A 20014-nucleotide genomic window follows, 5' to 3' on the forward strand; every position below is an offset into this window, starting at 1 on the left:
GAGCTGTGTTTGACAGAAGAAAAAGCACGAAACGAAAAGAAGTCGAAACAAAAAAGGCTATAAGCTCGCGGCGAGCCAATCTGCGCCGCGAGGTAAAACGGAGACGGTTTATATGGAAGAGAAGAACGGAAAGCCCTCGAAACTCGCCGAGGCGATGATGCAGTACTTGGATTGTGAATGCCGCTATTTTCCGCCCATGCGGGATGATACGGAACTTTGTGCGGCCTACTTTGATGCGCTGCGCGATGCAACGGACGGAGGCTATGTGCCCATGCTCATCAAGGTGGATGAGGTACTCTTTGAGTGCCTCATCATGAATTCCGACCCGGATTCCGACGGGGAGGATGACTATCGCTTTGATGCCGCGGCAGTGGCCGCCTATCGCCGGGAGCAGCTCTCGCGAGAACTTCCGGACGGGCGGGAAATCTTAAAGCCCTACCTTGCCGACCGTAGAGAAGAGGCCGAGGACGATGAGATTGACTGGGACAGAGAAATTGTCGGTGCGGTAGAGGGCGGCGAGGAAATCGACTGCTTTTCCGCTTACCGAGATTATCGGAGTGATGAGACTGCGCCGGTAATACTCGCAAAGATTCCGGTGAAACATGCCTGGGAGGTCTTTGCCTATCTGCCCTTCGGCGGCTGGAACGATTGCCCGGGCACAGAGGAGCTCATGGCGGTCACGAAGTACTGGGCGGAACAGTACGGCGCTTGGCCGAGTACCATGTCGCACGACGAGCTCGAGTTTTTCCTTTCGGTACCGGTGCCGGAGAACAGGGCTTTGGAGCTTGCAATCGAGTACTACGGCTTTTGTCCGGATATCAATCAGGGCGTGGATTATCCGCTCGGCGCGCTGGCGGACAGCCTCAGCCGCTCGAAAATCTGGTATTTCTGGTGGGATTAAAACCGTCGGCTTATATGCCGCCGCCGTGGCTCGCCTATCCCGAATATGAGCGCTACAGTCTCGGATTTCGCATGGGCAGCGGCGAAGATTACCTGGACCGCTTTGTATCCTGGTTTGAGGCGCTCGGCGAAAAGGAGCGGGAAGCATACCGCGCGCGCTTCCCGGAGCCCTTCACCTGGGCCGGTTGGTGGGACGATGAGGATAGGGCAGTGTACCTTGAGCGGGGGGACTTTTGCCTCGCGACTCGAAACCCGGACGGCGCGCCTAAGTACACGCGGGCACAGCTCGGAAAACAGAAGCTTGCCGGGAAAAAGCAAAAGTACTGCTTCTTTTGGGGACATCAGCCCGCGAAGGACGGAAGCGTGACAAAGAGCGCGTTCAGCCAGTGGTGGAAGGCAGAATTTTACGGCGAGGGCGAGCGCTTTAGCTCCGCCGAGCAGTATATGATGGCAAAGAAAGCCGAGCTGTTCGGCGATGCGGAACATAGGGCAGAGATTCTTTCCTTAAGAGATCCGAAGCGCATTAAGGCGCTCGGCAGAGAGGTGAGAGGCTTTGAGGAGGCGGTCTGGCAGCGCTTTCGCTATGCCATCGTATTAAACGGGAGCTGGCTCAAATTCAGTCAGAACCCGGAGCTCCGGGACTTTCTGCTCTCGACCGGCGATAAAATATTGGTCGAGGCCAGCCCCTACGACCGCGTCTGGGGCATAGGGCTTACGGAGCAGGAGGAGGCAGCGGATAATCCGCTCAAGTGGAAGGGAGAAAACCTGCTCGGCTTTGCGTTGACAGAAGTCAGGGAGGAGTTAAGACGAGTCACGGCGCAGGAAGCGCTCTGTGATTTCAAAACGGTCTGAGAAAAAGGAGAAGAGCATGGATCTGTTACAGCAATGTGCGCAGTGGTTTGAGAACGAGGAGCACCAAAAGATAGTCGATGCGATTGAGGCGCTTCCTGAGGAGGAGAGAACGCCGGAACTCGACAGCGAGCTGGCGCGCGCTTATAACAACGTGGCGGAGGCAACGGACCGCAAACTGTTCCGGAAGGCGGTTGCGCTCTTAAAGCGCCACGAGGCCTATTTTGAGGGGGATCACCGTTGGAATTTCCGCCTGGGCTACGCTTATTACTATCTGGATCAGGAGGGAAGGGCCTTACACCACTTCCGTGAGGCGCTTGCCGCACTTCCCGGCGATGAGGACACACAGAATTTCATCGACGACTGCGAGCGGCGCATCTCGCTGCCGCGCTTTGCCGAAAATCTGCGCGAGAGAACGGAAAGTGTCTGGAAGCGCTTTGCCGCGGAGGAAGCGGAACTTCGACGCATCATGGATGAGGACACGGAACATGTGCGCGGTGATGAGTTGATCGAGAAATGCGGTGACATTCTGCGCGAGGCCCTTGAGAACCAGGCCTTTGAACTCGGATTCAACAGCGAAAAATATGAGCTCATCCTGACGCCCGAGGGCAGCATCGAAGTGCTCCTCGAGGACTGTTATTTTCAGCGCCATGTGCCCGCGGAAGTCGCGGCACACTGGAATATCCTGGTCGGACGGCAGCGCATGAGCCGTCTCGCGCTCGATGCGGGCGAGGGGCCGATTCGGGGCGAGGACGTACAGGTTTGGCTCGAGGCGGGAAAGGGCGACCGCTACGGGGTCAAGCTCTACTGCGAGAAGCTGCTCCCTCTTCTTACGGAAGATGAGGGAAGAGTCTGGTGGCTCTTAACGACGCTCACCGATCAGCTGCTCGGGGAACTCGTCAATATGCGCTACATTCGCAGCTTTGATGTGCTGAAGGCGCCCGCCGAGGGAACATCCTGCCTGCTCTCCGAACTTCCGGAGGAGCTTTCGCGCTGCGGCGCCAAGCTCGACATCACAGCGGAGGAAGTCATTGCGGAAAATTATACCTTTTACAGCTTAGATCCGAGCGAAGACCCGAATGCCGACTATCGTCTCGACACCATCTCGGGCGCAAGTCTCTGCCCGACCCTGGTCAGCGAGTACCTGCAGGGCGAGGATCGCATGGTCAATGAGTTACAGGCAGACGGTGCGGTGGCCGGCTTCTTCATCTACCCGCTCTCCGGGTTCCGCGGAGAAAATCGCTCGGAGGAAATCTTAGCGCTACGGGACAGGGCAAAGGCACATATGGAGACACCCGAGGGCGCAGAGTGCTGCAGTTTCATCGGCGGGGCAACCGGCATTTTCAGCGGCTATCTCGATTTCATCGCCTGGGATTTCGATGCGACCGTGCGCCGCATGCGTGCCTTCTTTGAGGCGGAGGGCTTACCCTGGCTTGCCGCGCAGGTGTTCCGCCGGGATGCGCGCCCGCTCAGTATTTACGACAAGGAGAGCAGGGAAGACTGAGGCGGCTTGACGCAAGTCCTCCGCTGTGCTATTTTGTTAGTTAACGGAAACTCTACCGGAGCCGGCCTTACGGCTTCGGTTTTTTGAAGTCAGGACAAAGGAGGCGGCATGAGTCAGGAAAAGCACGAACTTGGCAAGTCGAGCGAAGATTATCTGGAGAGCATACTTCGCATCATCAAGGAGAAGGGCGCTTGCCGCCCCACCGACATCGCGGAGCTCATGAACTTTTCGAAGCCGAGCGTCTCGGTTGCGCTCAAAAAGCTGGAAGAAGAAGGGTACATTCACCGCGAGGACTGGCGCATCCAGCTGACGGAAATCGGCGAAGATGCCGCTGCGAAGACTTTTGAGAAGCATGAGTTTTTCCGTCAACTCTTCGAGGAAATCGGTATTGCGCCGGAGACCGCCGAAGAAGAGGCTTGTCTGGTGGAACATGTAATTAGCGAGGATAGTTTTCACAAGATGCGGGCGTATTGGGAGAAATGCCGAAACGCCTGAGCAAAGGATACCCGCGCAGTTCTAAAGCGCGGGTATCGTTCTTTGGAAAGGAGAAACAATGGAAACAATGTTGCGAGAAAAAGAAGGCTTTATCTGCGACATGGACGGCGTGATTTACCACGGGAACAAGATACTCCCCGGGGTGCGCGAGTTTGTCGAGTGGCTGCTTCGCGAGAATAAGAATTTTCTCTTCCTCACGAACTCGAGCCAGTATACGCCGAAGGAGCTGCAGCAGAAACTGGAGCGCATGGGGCTGGAGGTCGATGAATCTCACTTTTACACGAGTGCGCTTGCGACCGCGCATTTCCTGAATCGGCAGGCACCGGGCTGCTCGGCCTATGTGGTCGGTGAGCACGGCGTTCTGAATGCGCTCTACGACAAGAGAATCACCTACAACGATGTGAATCCGGACTATGTGGTGGTCGGAGAATCCTCCTCCTATAACTTGGCGCAAATTACCAAGGCCATACGCTTAGTCAATGCGGGGGCCAAGCTGATCGGCACCAACTACGATTTGACCGGTCCCACCGAGAGCGGCATTGCGCCCGCCTGCCGCGCGCTGATTGCGCCGATTGAACTCGCAACCGGCAAGCAGGCCTATTTTGTGGGCAAGCCGAACCCCCTGATGATGCGGACCGGCCTTCGTCTCCTCGGCGTGCACTCGGAGAATGCCGTCATGATCGGCGACCGCATGGACACCGATATCATTGCGGGCATTGAATCCGGCCTCACGACGGTGCTGGTGCTCTCCGGTGTCACAACGCGAGAGGAGTGCGAGCAGTATCCGTATCGACCGAACTATATTCTGAACGGCGTCGGCGAGGTCATGGACCATTGAAGGCGCGGGAAAAGGCGTTTGCCTTCGGTCTGATTCTGTGTGCGCTCTTGCTGGCCTACAGCTATGCGTATCTCGATGCCATACTGGCGGTGCTTTCGGAGACGGTGCTCGGCGCTGGCGGTGTGAGCGCAAGTTATCTTGAGGCCAACAGCAATTTGGGGTATACCTGCTCCGCGGCAATTCTGAGTCTCTTTTATTTTTGGCTTTGGAAACGCATCAAACGAGGCTATCCGGAAAAAAACGCGACCCTTGCCTTTCGACCGTTCGGCGGCGCGTTTCGGATGTTGCTGATCGGGCTCGGCGCGGGCGGCGTGTCCTTGCTCTGGCTTAACTTTGCGGAGGCCATTCAAAATTCGATTCCGGCTTTACAGTCGAGTTATGACACCTTTAACAGCGAGATGGGCGCCTTCGAGCAGGGCGATTATATCTGGATGCTCCTAACGGTCTCCGTCATAGGGCCGTTGGTCGAGGAACTCTTATTCCGCGGCCTCGTGTTTCATCTCTTTGAGCGCAGTTTCAAAAGTGAGCGCGCTGCCATCATTCTCTCGGCGCTGCTCTTCGGTATTTGGCACGAGATTTTTGTGCAGTCGGTCTATACGTTTATGATAGGTCTCATTCTGGGCTATCTCTACGCAAAGACAAGAAAGATCATCTGGCCCTTCCTGGTTCATCTGGTCAACAATTTCTCGGGGACTCTGCCGCCCGGCTTTGACGGCGAATTCGCCAATATGCTGGTGAACCTCGCCTCCTTGATTTGCATCCCGGTGTTATTCATTCTGCTGTGGCGTATGGAAAAAAATACAAAGCAAATCGAGAAGACGTTGCCATAGCAACGGAATTCGGCGTCCCTCAGTGATACTATCTTTCCTGTAAAGAGCATAAGCACGGAGCAAGTCGCTCCGGTTCATATGAAAACAGGAGGATATCAATGGACGCTAAAATGTTTTGTTATCAGTGTCAGGAGACTGCGGGCAACAAGGCTTGCACCGTACAGGGTGTCTGCGGCAAGAAGTTCGATGTCGCAAGAGCGCAGGATCTTTTGATCTATGTGACCAAGGGTCTCTCTGCGGTTACGACCGCACTCAGAGCAGAGGGCAAGCCGGTAGCGGCAGAGGTGAATCACCTCGTGTCGATGAACCTCTTCATCACGATTACGAACGCAAACTTTGATCGCAAGGCGATTGAGAAGCACATCACGGACACGCTCGCATGTCGCGATGCGCTCCGCAAGGAGCTTTCCGATGCTTCGAAGCTGCCGCTCGCGGCAACCGAGGAGATTCCGGAGAGCGCTTACCCGGAGAGAGCGGCGGAAGTCGGCGTTCTCGCAACCGAGAACGAGGATGTGAGATCTCTCCGCGAGCTCATCACCTACGGACTCAAGGGCCTCTCGGCTTACACGAAGCACGCAAACGCCCTGCTTCGCGAGAACGAGGAAGTGGATCGCTTCCTGCAGGAGGCACTCGCTAAGACGCTCGACGACAGCCTCTCGGTCGACGATCTCGTTGCGCTGACCTTGGAGACCGGTAAGTACGGTGTCGAGGGCATGGCGCTCCTCGACGGCGCAAACACCGGCGCTTACGGCAACCCGGAGATCACCGAGGTCAACATCGGTGTCCGCAAGAACCCGGCCATCCTGATTTCCGGCCATGATTTGAAGGACCTCGAGATGCTGCTCGATCAGACCCAGGGCACGGGTGTGGATGTTTACACGCACTCCGAGATGCTCCCGGCGCACTACTATCCCTTCTTTAAGAAGTATCCGAACTTTGCGGGCAACTACGGCAACGCTTGGTGGAAGCAGAAGGAGGAGTTCGAGAGCTTCAACGGCCCCATCCTCATGACCACGAACTGCCTGGTTCCGCCGAAGGACAGCTATAAGGACAGAGTCTGGACCACCGGCTGCGTGGGCTTCCCGGGCCTCAAGCACATCGATGCGCCCTACGGCCAGGTTAAGGATTTCAGCCCGATCATCGAGCAGGCAAAGCAGTGCCCGCCGCCGACCGAGATTGAGACCGGTAAGATTGTCGGCGGTTTCGCGCACGCACAGGTCTTTGCGCTTGCCGACAAGGTGGTCGATGCGGTGAAGAGCGGCGCAATCACGAAGTTCGTCGTGATGGCAGGCTGCGACGGCAGAGCAAAGAGCCGTGACTACTACACGGAGTTCGCGAAGAAGCTGCCGAAGGGCGCTGTGATTCTGACCGCGGGCTGCGCAAAGTACAAGTACAACAAGCTGGATCTCGGCGACATCGGCGGCATCCCGCGCGTGCTCGACGCAGGTCAGTGCAACGACTCCTATTCTTTGGCGGTCATCGCACTCAAGCTGAAGGAGATCTTCGGACTTGACGACGTGAATAAGCTCCCGCTGGCTTACAACATCGCTTGGTACGAGCAGAAGGCAGTTATCGTGCTCCTTGCGCTCCTCTACCTCGGCGTGAAGAACATCCACCTCGGACCGACGCTTCCGGCCTTCCTTTCCCCGAATGTCGCAAACGTTTTGGTCAACAACTTCGGCATTGCCGGAATCGGCTCCGTCGAGGACGATATCGAGCTCTTCTTCGGCAAGGAAGCGTAAAAAACGCGGACACCGGAGTACCGGATTCACATAAAAGAACATACTTGCAGTACCCTTGCTATTTCATTACCCTCAATGAGAGACGGCGGCCCCTGTGTCCGCCGTCTTTTTCTGTACTCGGCGCGCACGTCGGGGAAAGGAGTCATAGGGTGAAATAAAAATGAGGTCCCAAGCGAAACATAAGAGTCGCTGTAAAACAGAATAGCAGTCATAAGTCGGAAAAAAGCGAAGCGGAAACGCCTCCGCGAGCGTGTGTTAGTTGAGATGAATACAAATTAGGAATTATTCCTGTTATTTTTGCTTGCAAGTTCAAAAAGCTATGGTATAGTAGGTGATGTAGCAATTGTTAGAGACTTCACAATAATTAGAGGAGGATAACATGGCAGACGAGAAGAAGATTACGAGCGGCAACGATGTAAAGACCAAGTACGCAGGTACCGAGACCGAGAAGAACCTGCAGAAGGCGTATGCCGGCGAGTCTATGGCGAGAACCAAGTATCTGTACTTCGCTTCCACGGCACAGAAGGAAGGGTTCCAGCAGATCGGTGCTCTCTTTGAGGAGACCGCAACGAACGAGAATGCGCATGCAAAGATGTGGCTCAAGGAGCTGAACGGCATCGGAGACACGGCGACCAACCTCCTCCACGCGGCAGAGGGCGAGAGCTACGAGTGGAACGACATGTATGTCGAGTTCGCCGAGACGGCGGAGAAAGAGGGCTTTAAGGAGCTCGCAGCGAAGTTCCGCATGGTCGCGGCAATCGAGAAGCGCCACGAGGAGAGATACAGAAAGCTCTTAAAGAACGTCGAGATGCAGGAAGTCTTCAAGAAGAGCGAAGTCAAGGTCTGGGTTTGCCGGAACTGCGGTCACGTTGTGGTCGGCACTTCGGCACCGCAGGTATGTCCGACCTGCCAGCACCCGCAGGCATTCTTCGAGATTCTCGCAGAGAACTATTAATCGAGAGAGAGCGCATTGTGCTTACAAAATAAAACCGGGAGGCGAAAGCCTTCCGGTTTTATTTTGTCCGTTGATGTGCCGGAAAGCGCAACAAAGATTGGCCTGATCCCGGGCTTATCCTGCGATAAAAATACGGGCGCCGATGACAATTAAGATGAGGCCGCCGAGTATCTTGGCCTGGCGGTTTAAGACAGCGCCCGCCTGCTTTCCAGCGTGGAGTGCGCCGAGACAGAGGAAAAAGGTGGTGAGGGCAATCAGGACCGAGGAGAGCAGGGCCTCTGCGGCTCGGTAAGAGGCCAGCGTAAAGCCGACCGAGAGTGCATCGATCGAGGTCGCGATGCCCTGTAAGAACAGGGCCTTTATGCCGAGTCCGCTGTCCGGATTTTCGTCCGTTTCGCCCTTGATGCCCTCGAGGCAAAGTTTACCGCCGATGTAGAGGAGGAGGGCAAAGGAGACAAAGGGAAGGAAGGGGTCGACCGCGCGAAATACAGAGAGGAGCGAAGTCACAAAGAACCAGCCGAGCATGGGCATGAGCCACTGGAAAAAGGCAAAGGTGCCGGCTATGCCCGCGGTTTTTTTGCCGGACATCCCCGGTTCTTCGAGTCCGTTTGCGACCGATACCGAGACCGCATCCATTGCAAGTCCCGCGCCGAGCAATATGCTGTTCAAAATAAATCCCGCTTGTGCGTTCATTCGCTGAACCTCCCGCTTGTGGTTTAAAAGGAAAATAAAAAGAGACCGAGAGCACGCACTGCGTGCTTTCTCAGTCTCGCGATTTAATCCAAGCCAGGCGAATGCCATTTTGTTGACTTGAAACGCCGCTAGGACGCTCCCTACTCCCTGTAAAGCCTGTTCAATTTACCACTGTGCGCGTTTGTTAGTCAACGATAAATATAACCGGACGGCAGCGCGGTGTTTCCAAAAAAGGGCGGAAAGAGTATAATCAAAGTAACAAAATCAGCAGGCGGGGAACCGCCTGCTCATTGGCATGAGCGAGGGGATGAGAATGAAAATTACTTCGTTGACCTGCCCGCACTGCGGCGCCGCGCTGCAATGGGAAGAAGGTCAGGACAAAGCGGTTTGTCCGTACTGCGGCAGTGCGCTCCGCGTCGATATTTCCGCACCCGAAATCAAGGTGAATTTTTACGGAAACCGCGAGACAGCGCCGGCCTCCGAGGGACCGGATATCGGACTCAGCTTGGGGCAGAAACTCATTGTCGGGGGAATTACCGCTGCCTGCCTTCTGGTTCCGGTGGTGCTCGGCATCGCGGACAGCAATGCCTCCGCGCGGCGGCAAAACGCGGAGAGCGCGGCGGCTGCGAGTGCGGCAACGCAGCAGATGGAGCGCTATACCATCTCCGGTGCGGAGAACCTGGACGAACTTCAGAAAATTACCGGCTTAAAATACCTCACGATTGAGCACGCGGAGGCAATTACCGACTTCGGCGCGCTCGCCCGTCTTCCTTATTTGGAGACCCTCACGATACAGGATGCGCCTAAGCTCACGGATCTCGCTTTCGTGAAGAGCTTGAATCAATTGCAGAGCCTTACGCTGAAAAACACGGGCGTACAGGATATATCGCCGCTTTCGGGCATGAAATCCTTGGTCGCGGTGACACTGGAGGACAATCAAATTACGGATTTCACGGCGCTTGGGAGTGTGCCGTATTTAAAGAATGCGGAGATTCGGGCGGATGAAGTCGCGGCGCTTCCGGAGTTTTCGTCCCTGCAGTTTCTGGAGAGCTTCACCGTGAACGGGGAGACAAAAAAATGAAAGCGAGCGGGCTGGGCTGTAAGCTTCGAAGCGTTGTTGTGCCCTTCGCGTTGCTTTTGGCAAGCGGCGTTGTGCTCGGTGGCTGCAAAGCGGTCTTTGCAAAGGGGAGGGAGCGAAGCGCGGACGCAGCAATTCGCGTGACCCTGCCTTTCGTTTCGAAGTACAGTCCCAAGTATGCCGACACGCTGACGGATCCGGTGTTGCGGCGCGCCTTTTCGGAAGTGTTCCGAAAAGATCCCGACGCGATTACGCCGGAAGAGTATCGGCGCGTTCGGGGAATTCGCTTTGAGACCGTAGACTGGTTTCTGGTTCGCATGGATGTGTTACTGCAAGACGGAAGCAAAGTGCAGGTTCCGATTGTCAACAACGGGGAAGGCATCACCCTCGACGGGAACTCGTTTCAGGCCTTCCCGAATCTCGAAACGCTCGATATGTCGGGTCAACGCTCTTTGCTTCATGTCACGTTTTCTTCACAGGAGTATGCGAATACGCTTGCCAATCTGAAGCAGCTGAGCTGTCTCTATCTGCCGGATTCGGGGGACTACCCCGGAAGCCCGGCGGGGCTCGCATATATGGTCGCGAATCCCGGCGCAATGGAAGAACTGGGCGGGGTTTCACTCTATGCGACGGCAGATGTCGAAAAACTTGTTCGCACATTTCCGAACTTAAGAAAGCTGCGAATTGTGAGGCGGGAGTTAGGGGTTAGCTTGTCCGGATTACAGGAATGTAAGGAGCTTAGAGCACTCTATACCCCGCTGCGGCGCGCGGGAAACGAGGATTTACTCGCGCTCACGGGGGTGCGGGATATGGAACTCATTGCCTCAGAGGGGGATGAGAACATCGAAGATTTCCGCTTTTTGTCGGGACTCACAGAACTGGAGCAGCTCACCCTCCGCGACGCCGTTGCGCTCCGGAATTTGAACGATATGAAGCCCCTGACAAAGTTGCGGGAACTGCGCCTTTCGGGCGTGACACAGCTCACGAGCCTAGAGCCGCTCCGGGCGCTCACGGCGCTTGAAACGCTGGATCTCGGGAACAGTTTCAATCTTTCGGACTATGCCGCACTTTACGAGCTTCCGCAGCTCAAAAGACTCAGAATTTCCGACGGCTGGCAGGCGGGGCGTTTCATACCGGATGTGACCCTGATCCCGGCGCTCGAAGAACTCGAGTGCAGTGCGGAGACGCTCCCGCAGCTGGCCCGCTGCCGGAAACTGAAAAAACTCACACTCTTTCTCAGTCACTTTGACAGCAAGACGGATTTTTCGGGACTTGCGCGCCTTTCGGAACTCGAGGAACTTACGTTGAATGTCGAGAGCGCTGCGAAGAATACGGAAACGCTCTATGCACTCCGGGAACTGCCGAAGCTTCGAAAAGTCACCTTCTGTTGCAAAGAGGGAACAGTTCCGCTGCATGCCTTTCCGGCGGTCGCGGAGCTCACCGTGCTCGGCGAGGATGCGGGAATGGGCGGCAGTGATGCCGAACTGCAAATTCGCGCGGAGACCGAGGCGGATGCCCCTGCACTGGAACGTCTCAGCGTCTACGCGCACAACAAGGTGCGGTTTGAGGGCTGGCGCAGCACAACACTCCGGGAGCTGCGCCTCGGCCGTTGCGGCATCGATACGCTCTCATTTATGGAGGCTTTCCCCAATCTGGAGCTTTTGGACCTCAGCGACAATCGCGTCGAGGATATTGCGGCGCTCACCGCGCTGCCAAAGCTTCGCTATCTGCGCTACACGGATAATGTGATTCAAAACATTGCGTTATTAAAGAACAGAGGCATAGTTCTGGTCGAATAAACGACAAGGAGACGGGAATGAATCCGACAAAAATCCGCTGCCCACACTGCGGAAGCAGCATAGCGGTGAGGCAGAGCGGCAAGATGAAATGTCGTGTCTGCGGAAGCGAGCTCCGGATCGAAGAAGAGAAGCCGGTTAAAAAGAGTGGGATAGCGGAAGTGAACTACGGCAGACGGATGTCATCGGAACTGTTTGCAATCTCGATGACAGTCTGCGCACTTGCGAGCATTTTCTTTATTTTATTGCCGGTGCTCGGTCGCGGGGCGCGGAAGAAAGCGCCAAAGGCGGCGCAGGAATATGAGACGCATGTGAGTGCGGAACCTGGAGAACTCGGCCTGAAGGACTGTGTTCACACGGTGTTCGACTTCGTGCGTACGCTTTGACTTAGGGGCTGCCGCTTGTTTGTCCCAATCAGATGAGGAGAATAGGATGAATCCGACGAAAATTCGCTGCCCGCACTGCGGAAACAACATACTGGTTAAGCAGAGCGGAAAGGTGGCTTGCCCCTTTTGCGGGACCGCGCTCTATGTCGAAGAAAAAGAGAAGAAGGTTGAAATCAATGTAAACCTGGGGCGAAAAACCAAGCCCGAAGTGCCGAATTATCTTCCGGCCTTCATCGGCGGCGGTGCAATTGTCCTTCTGCTGTGTCTGACTCTCCTTCCGTCCCTGCTCCGCGGCAACACGGGGCGCACGCAGACGGAGAGCAGAGTTCAGAATCACTATGCAAGCGAGGTGCACGATGCGGCGCTTCGCAGAGCCTTTGCGGAAGTGTTTGAGAAGGAGCCGTCCGAATTTACGGCGGAGGACTATCAGAGTGTAAGGCGCATTGCCTTCCGGAGAGAGAACGACTATCTCACTTGGATGGAGGTGGGCTTCACGGACGGCAGCGAAAAGCGCGTGCCCATGCTCCACAACACCACGGACACGATAGAACTGGACGGAACCGACTTTCAGGCCTTCCCCATGCTCGAAGAGCTGGATACCGCCACTGCCGCAGGCTACGATGTGAGTCTCTCGTTTCGCTCCTCGGAGTACACGAATACCCTCGGCAATCTGAAACACTTAAAAAAGCTGTATCTCTCGAATGTCGGCAACAGCAGAGGTCCGACCGAGTTTGCGGAGCTCTTTGCGGATCCCGCATCGATCGAAGCACTGGGCGGGGTTTTCTTTTTTCGCCAGGGGGATGTAAAGGAGCTGGTTGGGCAGTTCCCGAAGCTCCGAGAACTCCGCGTCGGCTGGAGAAATGACGAAGTCTCGCTCGCGGCGTTAAAGGACTTAAAGGAGCTTGAGAGTCTCACGGCCACCCTGCGCCTTAAGGGAAATGAGGACATCCTTGAACTCACACAGCTCAAGGCGCTGGATATTCAGGCAGTCGATTCGGGGGAGAACGTAAAAGACCTGCGTTTTCTCTCCGGACTCACGCAGCTTGAAAGCCTCACCGTACGAGACGGCCATGACATTAAGAGCCTCAATATGCTGAGCGCGCTCACAAACCTGCGGGAGCTTCGCCTTCTCGACGGCAGCGATGTGGTCAGCATAGAGCCGCTCCGCGCGCTCACGGAACTGCGCGTACTGGATATCGGAGACTGCACTGATATCACGGACTATGCTGCCCTTCCCGCGCTCACCAAGCTGGAAAAATTGCGCGTTTGTGATGATGATTGGCCGCCGTCCGGGACAGTGCCGGATCTGAGTCCTCTCACCTCTCTTTCGGAGCTTGAACTCTACGCGCGAGATGCAGAGAGCATTGCGAACTGCCGGAGTATCAAGAAACTCACCCTGCTCGCGGAGCGCACGGGGGACGGCAGCGACTTATCCCCGCTCGCGGGACTGACAGGTCTTGAAGAGCTTAGGCTGAATCTCGCAAGCACGACGGAGGAGCTCCTGCATCAAGAGGTGTTTGCGGGGCTGCCGTCTCTTAGCAAGGTAACCCTGCGCTGCGACACCAATCCGATTTCTTTGGATTACTTCCCGCAGGTCAAAGAAATTACGATCATCGGAGAGAGTATCGTCGGCGGTACGCCGTCGGGATCGCTGACCCTGAGTAAGGTAACGAGCGGCGGCAACCCCGCGCTGGAAAGCTTCTCGGTCTATGGCTTCGACGGGCTGAGACGCGGGGACTACCGAAACGGCTTTGAGGAGGGAAGCGCGGTGCTCGACTTCCTTTCGCACTGCCCATCGCTCCGGGAGCTGCGCATAGAGCACTGCAATCTCTCGGATCTCAAGTTCGCGGAGGGGCTATCCGCGCTTCAATTCCTCAATATCGCAGACAATCGCTTTGAGGATGTCGCGCCGCTCTCGGGGCTCCCGTCGCTTCGCTGCCTGGTCTATACGGAAAACGCGATTCAAAACATCGGTATCTTACAAAATAAGGGAATTGCACTGATCGAATAAAGGACGAGGAAAATGAATCCGACAAAAATAAGATGCCCGCATTGCGGGAACAGTATTTTGATCAAACAAAGCGGAAAAAGCGTCTGCCCTTCTTGCGGGACGCCGCTCTACATCGAGGAAAAAGACAAATCCGTCAATGTCAATGTCACGCTCGGAAACATCGAAAAAAGCGAGGCGAAGCAGAAGGGCTTCTTCCTTGCCCTGCTTGCTTTTATTTTGCTTTCGGTGTTTTTCATGTTGTTCCTGCCCGCCATCTTCCGCACGGGGCGTAAGGTGCAAAAGACGGTCGCGCCGAAGTACGAGACGAGCCTTCACGATCCGGTGCTGACCCGGCTCTTTGCGGAAGCCTTCGAGAAGGATCCCGCATCGATTACGGAAGAGGATTATGCGCGCGTCAAGACGATTTCGTTTCAAAGGGAACTGAGCGGTTTGTTATGGCTGGAAGTCGGCTTTACGGATGACAGCGAGAAGCGCATTCCTCTGGTGTACGACGAGCGGACGGTTGAAATCGATGGGACAGACTTCCAGGTTTTTCCGAATCTGGAGGGACTCTATGTCGCGGAGACCGCGACCGGAGGCGATGTTCGCCTTTCCTATGAATCCGAGGAATATGCGCACAACCTGGCCAATCTGACGAAGTTAAAATATCTGCATCTCTCGGAGAGAAGCAGCTACGATCGAACCCCGAAGGAACTGGCCGCCTTTGTCGCAAATCCGGCACAAATCGAGGAACTCAACGGTGTGAGCCTCTATGACGCGGAGGATGTCGAAGCGCTGGTAAAGTACTTCCCGAATCTCAAAAAGCTGATCATCGTCGATCGCGGCGCGGATGTCTCGCTTGCCGATTTAAAGCAGCTGTCTCAGCTCGAACTGCTCGCGACAGAACTTCGCGCGGACGGAAACGAGGATCTCTTGGAACTCACGGGGGTCAAAGAGATGGAGATTCTTGCCCGTGCGGACGGAAATCCGGTCAAGGATTTTCGCTTTCTTTCGGGCCTCACCGGCCTCAGAAGCCTGACGCTGGTCGGTGCCACCGAGTTAAAAAGTCTCAATGCGCTGAGCCCGCTCACCGAACTTGAGGAATTGCGTATTTACGACGCGCGGGAATTGCTCAGCATAGAGCCGCTCCGGGGGTTCACGGCGCTTCGTGTATTGGACATCGGAGACAGCACGGCGCTTGAGAATCTGGATGCCCTGCAGTCGCTGACCGCGCTCCGAAAGCTGAGACTGACCAACAGTGCCTGGGGGGCAAAGGCGATTCCGCCGGATTTGAGCATGCTGACTTCGCTTGAGGAAGCGGAAATCGAGGAGGACAGCATGGCGTCCGTTGCTGCTTGCCGCAGCCTAAAGAAGCTCACAATTTACATGAATCACTTCGGGGAAGGCAGTGATTTTTCACAGCTTGCCGGTCTTGAGAATCTGGAGAGCCTGCGTCTCAATATCTCAAGCAGCGCGTATCGGTATACGAATATCGAGCGTCTTTCGGCCCTGCCGAAACTCAGAACGCTCAAGCTGGTCGGAGACGAAGGCCCGCTTCCGCTGAAAGCATTTCCGCAGGTCACGGAGATTGAGGTCATAGGGAAGAACGTTGTGGCGGATTTCAGTAATTCCAAGCTGGTCATCGACCCGCTGCCCGACAGCGAAAATACCGCTTTGGAACGCCTGACTGTCATCGGTTTCGAAGGGATTCAGAGCAGCCCGTACGGGAGCGAACAACAATACGGTTCCGATGTTTTGTCCCGGCTCTCTTACTGCACGTCGCTTCGGGAACTCCGCCTGATTCACTGCGGGCTTACGGATCTTAATTTCGCAAGTGCCGTCCCGAATGTGGAAGTTTTGGACATCGGCGGAAACCGCATCGAGGATATTTCGCCGCTCACGGCCCTCCCGAAACTTCGGGAGCTTTACTGCGGTGACAATGAGATTCAAAATATCGCGGTGATGCGGGACAGGGGCATTTTATTGCTGGAATAAATACCGATTTTTGAAAAACAATACTTGCACGAAAAAAGAGAGTTTGCTATAACACTTAGTAAGGAATTGTTTTGATAAAAGCTTGGTTTATGAGGCCGAATAAGGAGAGCAAAATGCTGAACATCGGAATCAAGGGACACCGGGAAATTACGGTTGAGGAAAAGGATCTTGCGATTCATGTCGGCAGCGGCACGGTGCATGTGCTCGCAACGCCGATGATGATTGCAAATATGGAATATACCGCAGCATCTTCCGTGGAGGAGTTGCTCGGCGAAGGGAAGTCTACGGTCGGCGTGCAGGTCAATGTGAGCCATGTTGCGGCGACGCCGAAGGGAATGAAGGTCAGTTTTGATTCGGAACTTCTGGAGATCAGCGCAAACGGAAAGATCCTCACCTTCCGTGTCGAGGCACACGATGAGTGCGGCCTGATCGGTGAGGGAACCCACCAGAGAGCGATTATCGACCGGGAGCGCTTCGATAACAAGGCACAGGCAAAGTTAGAGCAGAAATAAATAAGAGGAGGAAAGAAAGATGGCACGCACCAAGGGGGCGAAGAATAAGCCGACACTGAGTGTCGCGGAGAGATTGCAAAGAGCAAACGCAGAGCTCACGGAGCTTCAGGAGGCTGTGAAGGCAAAGAAGGCCGAGATTAAGGAACTTCGGAGAGAGGAAAAGTCCGAGACCCAGCTGGTCATCATGAAGGCCATCGAGGAGAGCGGAAAGACCGCCGAAGAAGTTCTCGCAATGATTCAGAGACAGTAAAACGAAAAAAGACCGCCGCAGTTTTCTGCGGCGGTCTTTTTTCGTTTTGATTCACCGTTCGTTCTGTTGCGCTCGGCCTCAGACCAAGGTTTGAAATTCGATTTCCTCGAGCGACCAGACCAGACGGTTCGTCTGCAGAAGGGCGCTCTTACAGAAGGGACAAAATTTCGCATCGGCACGCTGCAGGGGCGCACCGCAGTGCGGACAGGAGACAGCGGTGATCTTTTGATACCCGCTTTTGTAGTTGACACTCTGGACATGGACCAGAACCGAAGTGACGGTCGTCTCGACCCGGTGGGGAACGGCGAGCGCCGCTGCGCGCGCCTTGCCCTCGCTTTTCCGGACGGCATCGCCCGCGAGAGAAGCGGTAAAGCCGATGGAACTCACCAGTCGGATTTCCGTCAGCGTTGCCTGGTTTTTATAGTCCGCAATCGCGGTCTTATGAATCACGATGTCGGAAAAACTGCGCGTCAGCTCGTTCATGCGGTCATCCTCGATTGCAAGGCGAACGCGCTCCCGCAGGCTCTCGGAGGGAGCGGAGAGTTTACTTAAGTCCAGCGCCTGTCTTGCGGCGAGCACGGAGACAATGCGCTTTTCGATCGCGACCCGTTCTTCGGGCCAGTTGAAGGCCGGAAAATCGCGGTTGATGGCAGGGAGAAAGAGCTTTGTCATATCCGGAACGGAGCGCTCCGTAGGGCCCAGCTTTTTACTCTCCTCCGCCGCGCGGAGCAGACTTCTCAGGTCGTGAAGAAAGCCCGAGAATTCGCGGAACGGTCGGCCGAACAGTCTCGGGAGCAAAAACAAAACAGCAAGTACCGCAAGGAGCGGACGCAATGCGAGAAGAATTTCAGGTACTGTCATAAAAGACCTCCGAAAAAAACAGACAAAGCGAAGCGCTTTGGTGTCAACAGTATAGCATAAAATGCTATACTGTTGAGCAAAAGAAAGGGGGGATTCCGGTGCAGGGAGAGAGAAAAGTAAGGGAGACGGAGCGCTCCGAACAGATGGACGGCGGCTTCCTGAGGCGGCCCTTGGAATTTCACCCGGTGCGGCGCAGCGCGCTGATCGGCGCGACGGTCGCCCTGCTCTCTCAGTTCTATTTCAATGTGCTGAGCAGCGATTTCCGCATTTCGATTGCGGTTGTGCTTCTGCCGGTGCTCCTTATGACCATGGGCGCGCAAATCCACAGCCTCTCGGCTTGCGGCTTCACCGCGCTCATTGTCTTTTTGTTCCGCGTCCTGGTATCGCTCTTGTTGCACGGCCCCGCGGGCGTCAAAGTATACCAGCAGCTCCCGGGCGCGCTCTTTTATCTCTGTTACGGCCTGCTCTTTAAGCTGCAAATTCCGAATAAGCGCTTTACCTCCCTGCCACGGGTGTTTGCGGCGGCCTTTTTCTGCGATCTGCTCGCAAATGCGGCGGAACTTCTGTTTCGGGCCTACTTTTTCGGGGCTGCGATCAATTCGGAGAATGCCTCTTTGGTGCTCTTTTTGGTCGCGTTGCTTCGCTCGGCGCTGGTGCTCCTCATTTTGGTCATGGACCGGCAGTACCGGGAGCTTCAGGTGCGGCACGAGCAGGAGAGCCGCTACCAGCGCCTCTTCCTCATGATTACGGGCTTAAAGAGCGAGCTCTATCTGATGCGGAAAAATTCGGAGGAAATAGAGCGCGTCATGGGCAACGCCTATCGGCTCTCGGAGGAGCTCCGCGCGCAGGAACTGCCCGATGAGATGCAGCGCCGTGCGTTGGACATCGCCCGCGATGTCCACGAGATCAAGAAGGATTATCTTCGCATCATGCGGGGACTCGAGGAGACCGCGGCCAACGAATACGATGAGGATCACATCCGTTTTCGCGATTTGATGGAAATTCTGGATGCGACTTCGAACAGCGTACTCCGCGAGAAGAAGTTGGACATACGTCTGATTTTCGACTGCCGGGATGATTTCCTGACCCGCGAGCACTACGCGCTGATGACGGTGCTCAAAAACCTGGTCGGCAATGCAATCGAGGCCATCGAGGGAGACAGACGGCGCGGTGTCATCATGGTCTCGGAGCGAAAATACGACGGGACGTATGAGTTCAAAGTTTCGGACAACGGACCCGGCATCTTGCCGCGGAAGCTCGGAAAGATATTCCGCCTCGGCTATTCGACCAAGTTCGATGAGCGGACGGGCAACATCTACCGCGGTGTCGGTCTCGCGGGCGTCAAAAATATGGTGGAAGATCATTTCGGCGGCAGCATAGAAGTGCAGTCAGAGCCCGGTAACACCTGCTTCACCGTGCGCATTCCGGTGGGAGCAATTGCATATACAGACGAAGGAAGGGCTGTCCATGGAGAGAGGACTTAGAATTTATATCGTTGAGGACGATGTCAGCATGATTGACACGCTCCGTGATTTCATCGAGGACCAGGGTCTCGGGGAAGTGGTCGGCAGTTCGGAGGAGGAAGGCAGCGACGAGCAGCAGATTGCCGCTTTGAAGCCGGATCTCATTCTGGTGGATTTTCTGATGCCGGGCATGGACGGCGCGGAACTCGTACGGCGTCTTCGGGACGCGGGCTGCGGCGCAAAGTGCATCATGCTGTCCCAGGTCACGCAGAAGGACATGATAGGCAAGGCCTATGATGCCGGTGTCGATTTCTTCTTAAATAAGCCGATCAACATCGTTGAACTCCGTTCGGTAATCGGTTCGGTCGCGCGCCAGCTGGAAAACGAGAGGACCATAGAGGCCCTGCGCCGTGTACTCTTCAGCGGGCAGAGCAAAGCGCCGCAGGACAGCGACGAGGAGAGCCGGCGGAAAATCAGTGCCATACTCGCAAATATCGGGATGGCGGGAGAAAAAGGCAGCGCGGATATTTTGAATCTCTGTCTCTTTATCAGGCGGGAGCAAAAGTCCCTGCAGCAGGAGAGCATTCGGGAACTTTGCTCGGAGCTCTCGGACAATCCGCGGAGCATGGAGCAGAGAATGCGGCGCGCCATTGCGGTCGGTCTCACAAACTTAGCCCACCTCGGGCTCGAGGACTTCCTGAACGAGAGCTTTACGCGTTACAGCAGCACTCTCTTCCCCTTTGAGGAAGTGCGCGCCGAGATGGATTTGATTCGTGGTAAAAAGAACTATGGAGGTAAACCTTCTATTAAGAAATTCATCGAAAGTCTTATGCAGCTCGCCGAACAAAGTGCGTAATCCGCAACCGAATTTGTGAAA

At 55.5% G+C, this 20014-nt stretch carries 19 protein-coding genes; 17 read left to right on the forward strand and 2 right to left on the reverse strand.

The genetic code is table 11. From position 1 onward, the window contains the following. Positions 1-112: 112 nt before the first annotated feature. The 8 genes from QU660_RS01825 to rbr all read left to right on the forward strand — a co-directional run bounded on the left by QU660_RS01825 (position 113) and on the right by rbr (position 8113). The gene (locus QU660_RS01825) at positions 113-901 is read left to right on the forward strand and encodes a DUF4253 domain-containing protein (RefSeq protein WP_304946642.1); all 789 of its coding nucleotides are present in this window, start codon (positions 113-115) and stop codon (positions 899-901) included. Continuing rightward, the gene (locus QU660_RS01830) at positions 892-1752 is read left to right on the forward strand and encodes an NADAR family protein (RefSeq protein WP_330693226.1); all 861 of its coding nucleotides are present in this window, start codon (positions 892-894) and stop codon (positions 1750-1752) included. Before QU660_RS01825 ends, QU660_RS01830 begins: the two co-directional genes overlap by 10 nt. A gap of 16 nt (positions 1753-1768) precedes the next feature. Continuing rightward, on the forward strand, positions 1769-3253 hold the full coding sequence (locus tag QU660_RS01835) for a hypothetical protein (protein WP_304946643.1): 1485 nt from the start codon (positions 1769-1771) through the stop codon (positions 3251-3253). A gap of 108 nt (positions 3254-3361) precedes the next feature. Further along, a complete protein-coding gene (locus QU660_RS01840; RefSeq protein WP_304946644.1) occupies positions 3362-3748 on the forward strand; it encodes a metal-dependent transcriptional regulator in 387 nt (128 codons plus the stop codon). 58 nt (positions 3749-3806) lie between these two features. Then, positions 3807-4586, forward strand: a complete 780-nt coding sequence (locus QU660_RS01845; RefSeq protein ID WP_304946645.1) for an HAD-IIA family hydrolase — start codon at positions 3807-3809, stop codon at positions 4584-4586. Further along, complete coding sequence (locus QU660_RS01850) at positions 4583-5416, forward strand: CPBP family intramembrane glutamic endopeptidase (RefSeq protein WP_304946646.1); 834 nt, start codon at positions 4583-4585, stop codon at positions 5414-5416. Before QU660_RS01845 ends, QU660_RS01850 begins: the two co-directional genes overlap by 4 nt. Before the next feature lie 98 nt (positions 5417-5514). After that, on the forward strand, positions 5515-7158 hold the full coding sequence (gene hcp, locus QU660_RS01855; RefSeq protein WP_304946647.1) for a hydroxylamine reductase: 1644 nt from the start codon (positions 5515-5517) through the stop codon (positions 7156-7158). Positions 7159-7537: 379 nt separating this feature from the next. Further along, on the forward strand, positions 7538-8113 hold the full coding sequence (gene rbr, locus QU660_RS01860) for a rubrerythrin (RefSeq protein ID WP_304946648.1): 576 nt from the start codon (positions 7538-7540) through the stop codon (positions 8111-8113). Positions 8114-8227: 114 nt separating this feature from the next. Here rbr and QU660_RS01865 read toward each other — a convergent pair whose 3' ends face one another. Further along, entirely contained in the window at positions 8228-8806 is a 579-nt protein-coding gene (locus tag QU660_RS01865; protein WP_304946649.1) for a manganese efflux pump MntP, read from the reverse strand. A gap of 295 nt (positions 8807-9101) precedes the next feature. Between QU660_RS01865 and QU660_RS01870 the strand changes: the two genes are divergently transcribed. The 7 genes from QU660_RS01870 (at position 9102) to QU660_RS01900 (ending at position 16813) form a co-directional block, all read left to right on the forward strand. After that, positions 9102-9887, forward strand: a complete 786-nt coding sequence (locus QU660_RS01870; protein WP_304946650.1) for a hypothetical protein — start codon at positions 9102-9104, stop codon at positions 9885-9887. Further along, on the forward strand, positions 9884-11683 hold the full coding sequence (locus tag QU660_RS01875; RefSeq protein WP_304946651.1) for a leucine-rich repeat domain-containing protein: 1800 nt from the start codon (positions 9884-9886) through the stop codon (positions 11681-11683). Before QU660_RS01870 ends, QU660_RS01875 begins: the two co-directional genes overlap by 4 nt. A 17-nt stretch (positions 11684-11700) precedes the next feature. Continuing rightward, positions 11701-12066: a hypothetical protein gene (locus QU660_RS01880; RefSeq protein WP_304946652.1), complete on the forward strand. Its 366-nt coding sequence runs from the start codon at positions 11701-11703 to the stop codon at positions 12064-12066. Between the two features lie 46 nt (positions 12067-12112). Next, a complete protein-coding gene (locus QU660_RS01885; RefSeq protein ID WP_304946653.1) occupies positions 12113-14077 on the forward strand; it encodes a hypothetical protein in 1965 nt (654 codons plus the stop codon). A 57-nt stretch (positions 14078-14134) separates the two neighbouring features. Beyond that, positions 14135-16051 (forward strand): leucine-rich repeat domain-containing protein, encoded by a 1917-nt coding sequence (locus QU660_RS01890; protein ID WP_304946654.1) that lies wholly within the window; start codon positions 14135-14137, stop codon positions 16049-16051. A 113-nt stretch (positions 16052-16164) separates the two neighbouring features. Continuing rightward, the gene (locus QU660_RS01895) at positions 16165-16563 is read left to right on the forward strand and encodes a thioesterase family protein (protein ID WP_304946655.1); all 399 of its coding nucleotides are present in this window, start codon (positions 16165-16167) and stop codon (positions 16561-16563) included. A gap of 19 nt (positions 16564-16582) precedes the next feature. Continuing rightward, entirely contained in the window at positions 16583-16813 is a 231-nt protein-coding gene (locus QU660_RS01900) for a cortexillin II (RefSeq protein WP_304946656.1), read from the forward strand. A 78-nt stretch (positions 16814-16891) separates the two neighbouring features. On the opposite strand, the gene QU660_RS01905 is transcribed toward QU660_RS01900, so the two are convergent. Next, entirely contained in the window at positions 16892-17674 is a 783-nt protein-coding gene (locus QU660_RS01905) for a zinc ribbon domain-containing protein (RefSeq protein ID WP_304946657.1), read from the reverse strand. A 98-nt stretch (positions 17675-17772) separates the two neighbouring features. Between QU660_RS01905 and QU660_RS01910 the strand changes: the two genes are divergently transcribed. Both QU660_RS01910 and QU660_RS01915 read left to right on the forward strand, forming a co-directional pair. Next, positions 17773-19158 carry a sensor histidine kinase gene (locus QU660_RS01910; protein WP_304946658.1) on the forward strand — a complete coding sequence of 462 codons (1386 nt, stop codon included), beginning with the start codon at positions 17773-17775 and terminating at the stop codon, positions 19156-19158. Further along, positions 19142-19993: a response regulator gene (locus QU660_RS01915; RefSeq protein WP_304946659.1), complete on the forward strand. Its 852-nt coding sequence runs from the start codon at positions 19142-19144 to the stop codon at positions 19991-19993. The genes QU660_RS01910 and QU660_RS01915 overlap by 17 nt, the downstream gene beginning before the upstream one ends. Positions 19994-20014 lie beyond the last annotated feature (21 nt).

Origin of the sequence: Stomatobaculum sp. F0698 (assembly GCF_030644385.1) — a bacterium.
Lineage (GTDB): Bacteria > Bacillota > Clostridia > Lachnospirales > Lachnospiraceae > Moryella.

Excerpts from the sequence above, each read along its gene's own strand:
- QU660_RS01825 (WP_304946642.1), top strand. The coding sequence starts at position 113 with ATGGAAGAGAAGAACGGAAAGCCCTCGAAACTCGCCGAGGCGATGATG.
- QU660_RS01835 (WP_304946643.1), top strand. The coding sequence starts at position 1,769 with ATGGATCTGTTACAGCAATGTGCGCAGTGGTTTGAGAACGAGGAGCAC.
- QU660_RS01840 (WP_304946644.1), top strand. The coding sequence starts at position 3,362 with ATGAGTCAGGAAAAGCACGAACTTGGCAAGTCGAGCGAAGATTATCTG.
- QU660_RS01845 (WP_304946645.1), top strand. The coding sequence starts at position 3,807 with ATGGAAACAATGTTGCGAGAAAAAGAAGGCTTTATCTGCGACATGGAC.
- hcp (WP_304946647.1), top strand. The coding sequence starts at position 5,515 with ATGGACGCTAAAATGTTTTGTTATCAGTGTCAGGAGACTGCGGGCAAC.
- rbr (WP_304946648.1), top strand. The coding sequence starts at position 7,538 with ATGGCAGACGAGAAGAAGATTACGAGCGGCAACGATGTAAAGACCAAG.
- QU660_RS01865 (WP_304946649.1), bottom strand. The coding sequence starts at position 8,806 with ATGAACGCACAAGCGGGATTTATTTTGAACAGCATATTGCTCGGCGCG.
- QU660_RS01870 (WP_304946650.1), top strand. The coding sequence starts at position 9,102 with ATGAGCGAGGGGATGAGAATGAAAATTACTTCGTTGACCTGCCCGCAC.
- QU660_RS01875 (WP_304946651.1), top strand. The coding sequence starts at position 9,884 with ATGAAAGCGAGCGGGCTGGGCTGTAAGCTTCGAAGCGTTGTTGTGCCC.
- QU660_RS01880 (WP_304946652.1), top strand. The coding sequence starts at position 11,701 with ATGAATCCGACAAAAATCCGCTGCCCACACTGCGGAAGCAGCATAGCG.
- QU660_RS01885 (WP_304946653.1), top strand. The coding sequence starts at position 12,113 with ATGAATCCGACGAAAATTCGCTGCCCGCACTGCGGAAACAACATACTG.
- QU660_RS01895 (WP_304946655.1), top strand. The coding sequence starts at position 16,165 with ATGCTGAACATCGGAATCAAGGGACACCGGGAAATTACGGTTGAGGAA.
- QU660_RS01900 (WP_304946656.1), top strand. The coding sequence starts at position 16,583 with ATGGCACGCACCAAGGGGGCGAAGAATAAGCCGACACTGAGTGTCGCG.
- QU660_RS01905 (WP_304946657.1), bottom strand. The coding sequence starts at position 17,674 with ATGACAGTACCTGAAATTCTTCTCGCATTGCGTCCGCTCCTTGCGGTA.
- QU660_RS01915 (WP_304946659.1), top strand. The coding sequence starts at position 19,142 with ATGGAGAGAGGACTTAGAATTTATATCGTTGAGGACGATGTCAGCATG.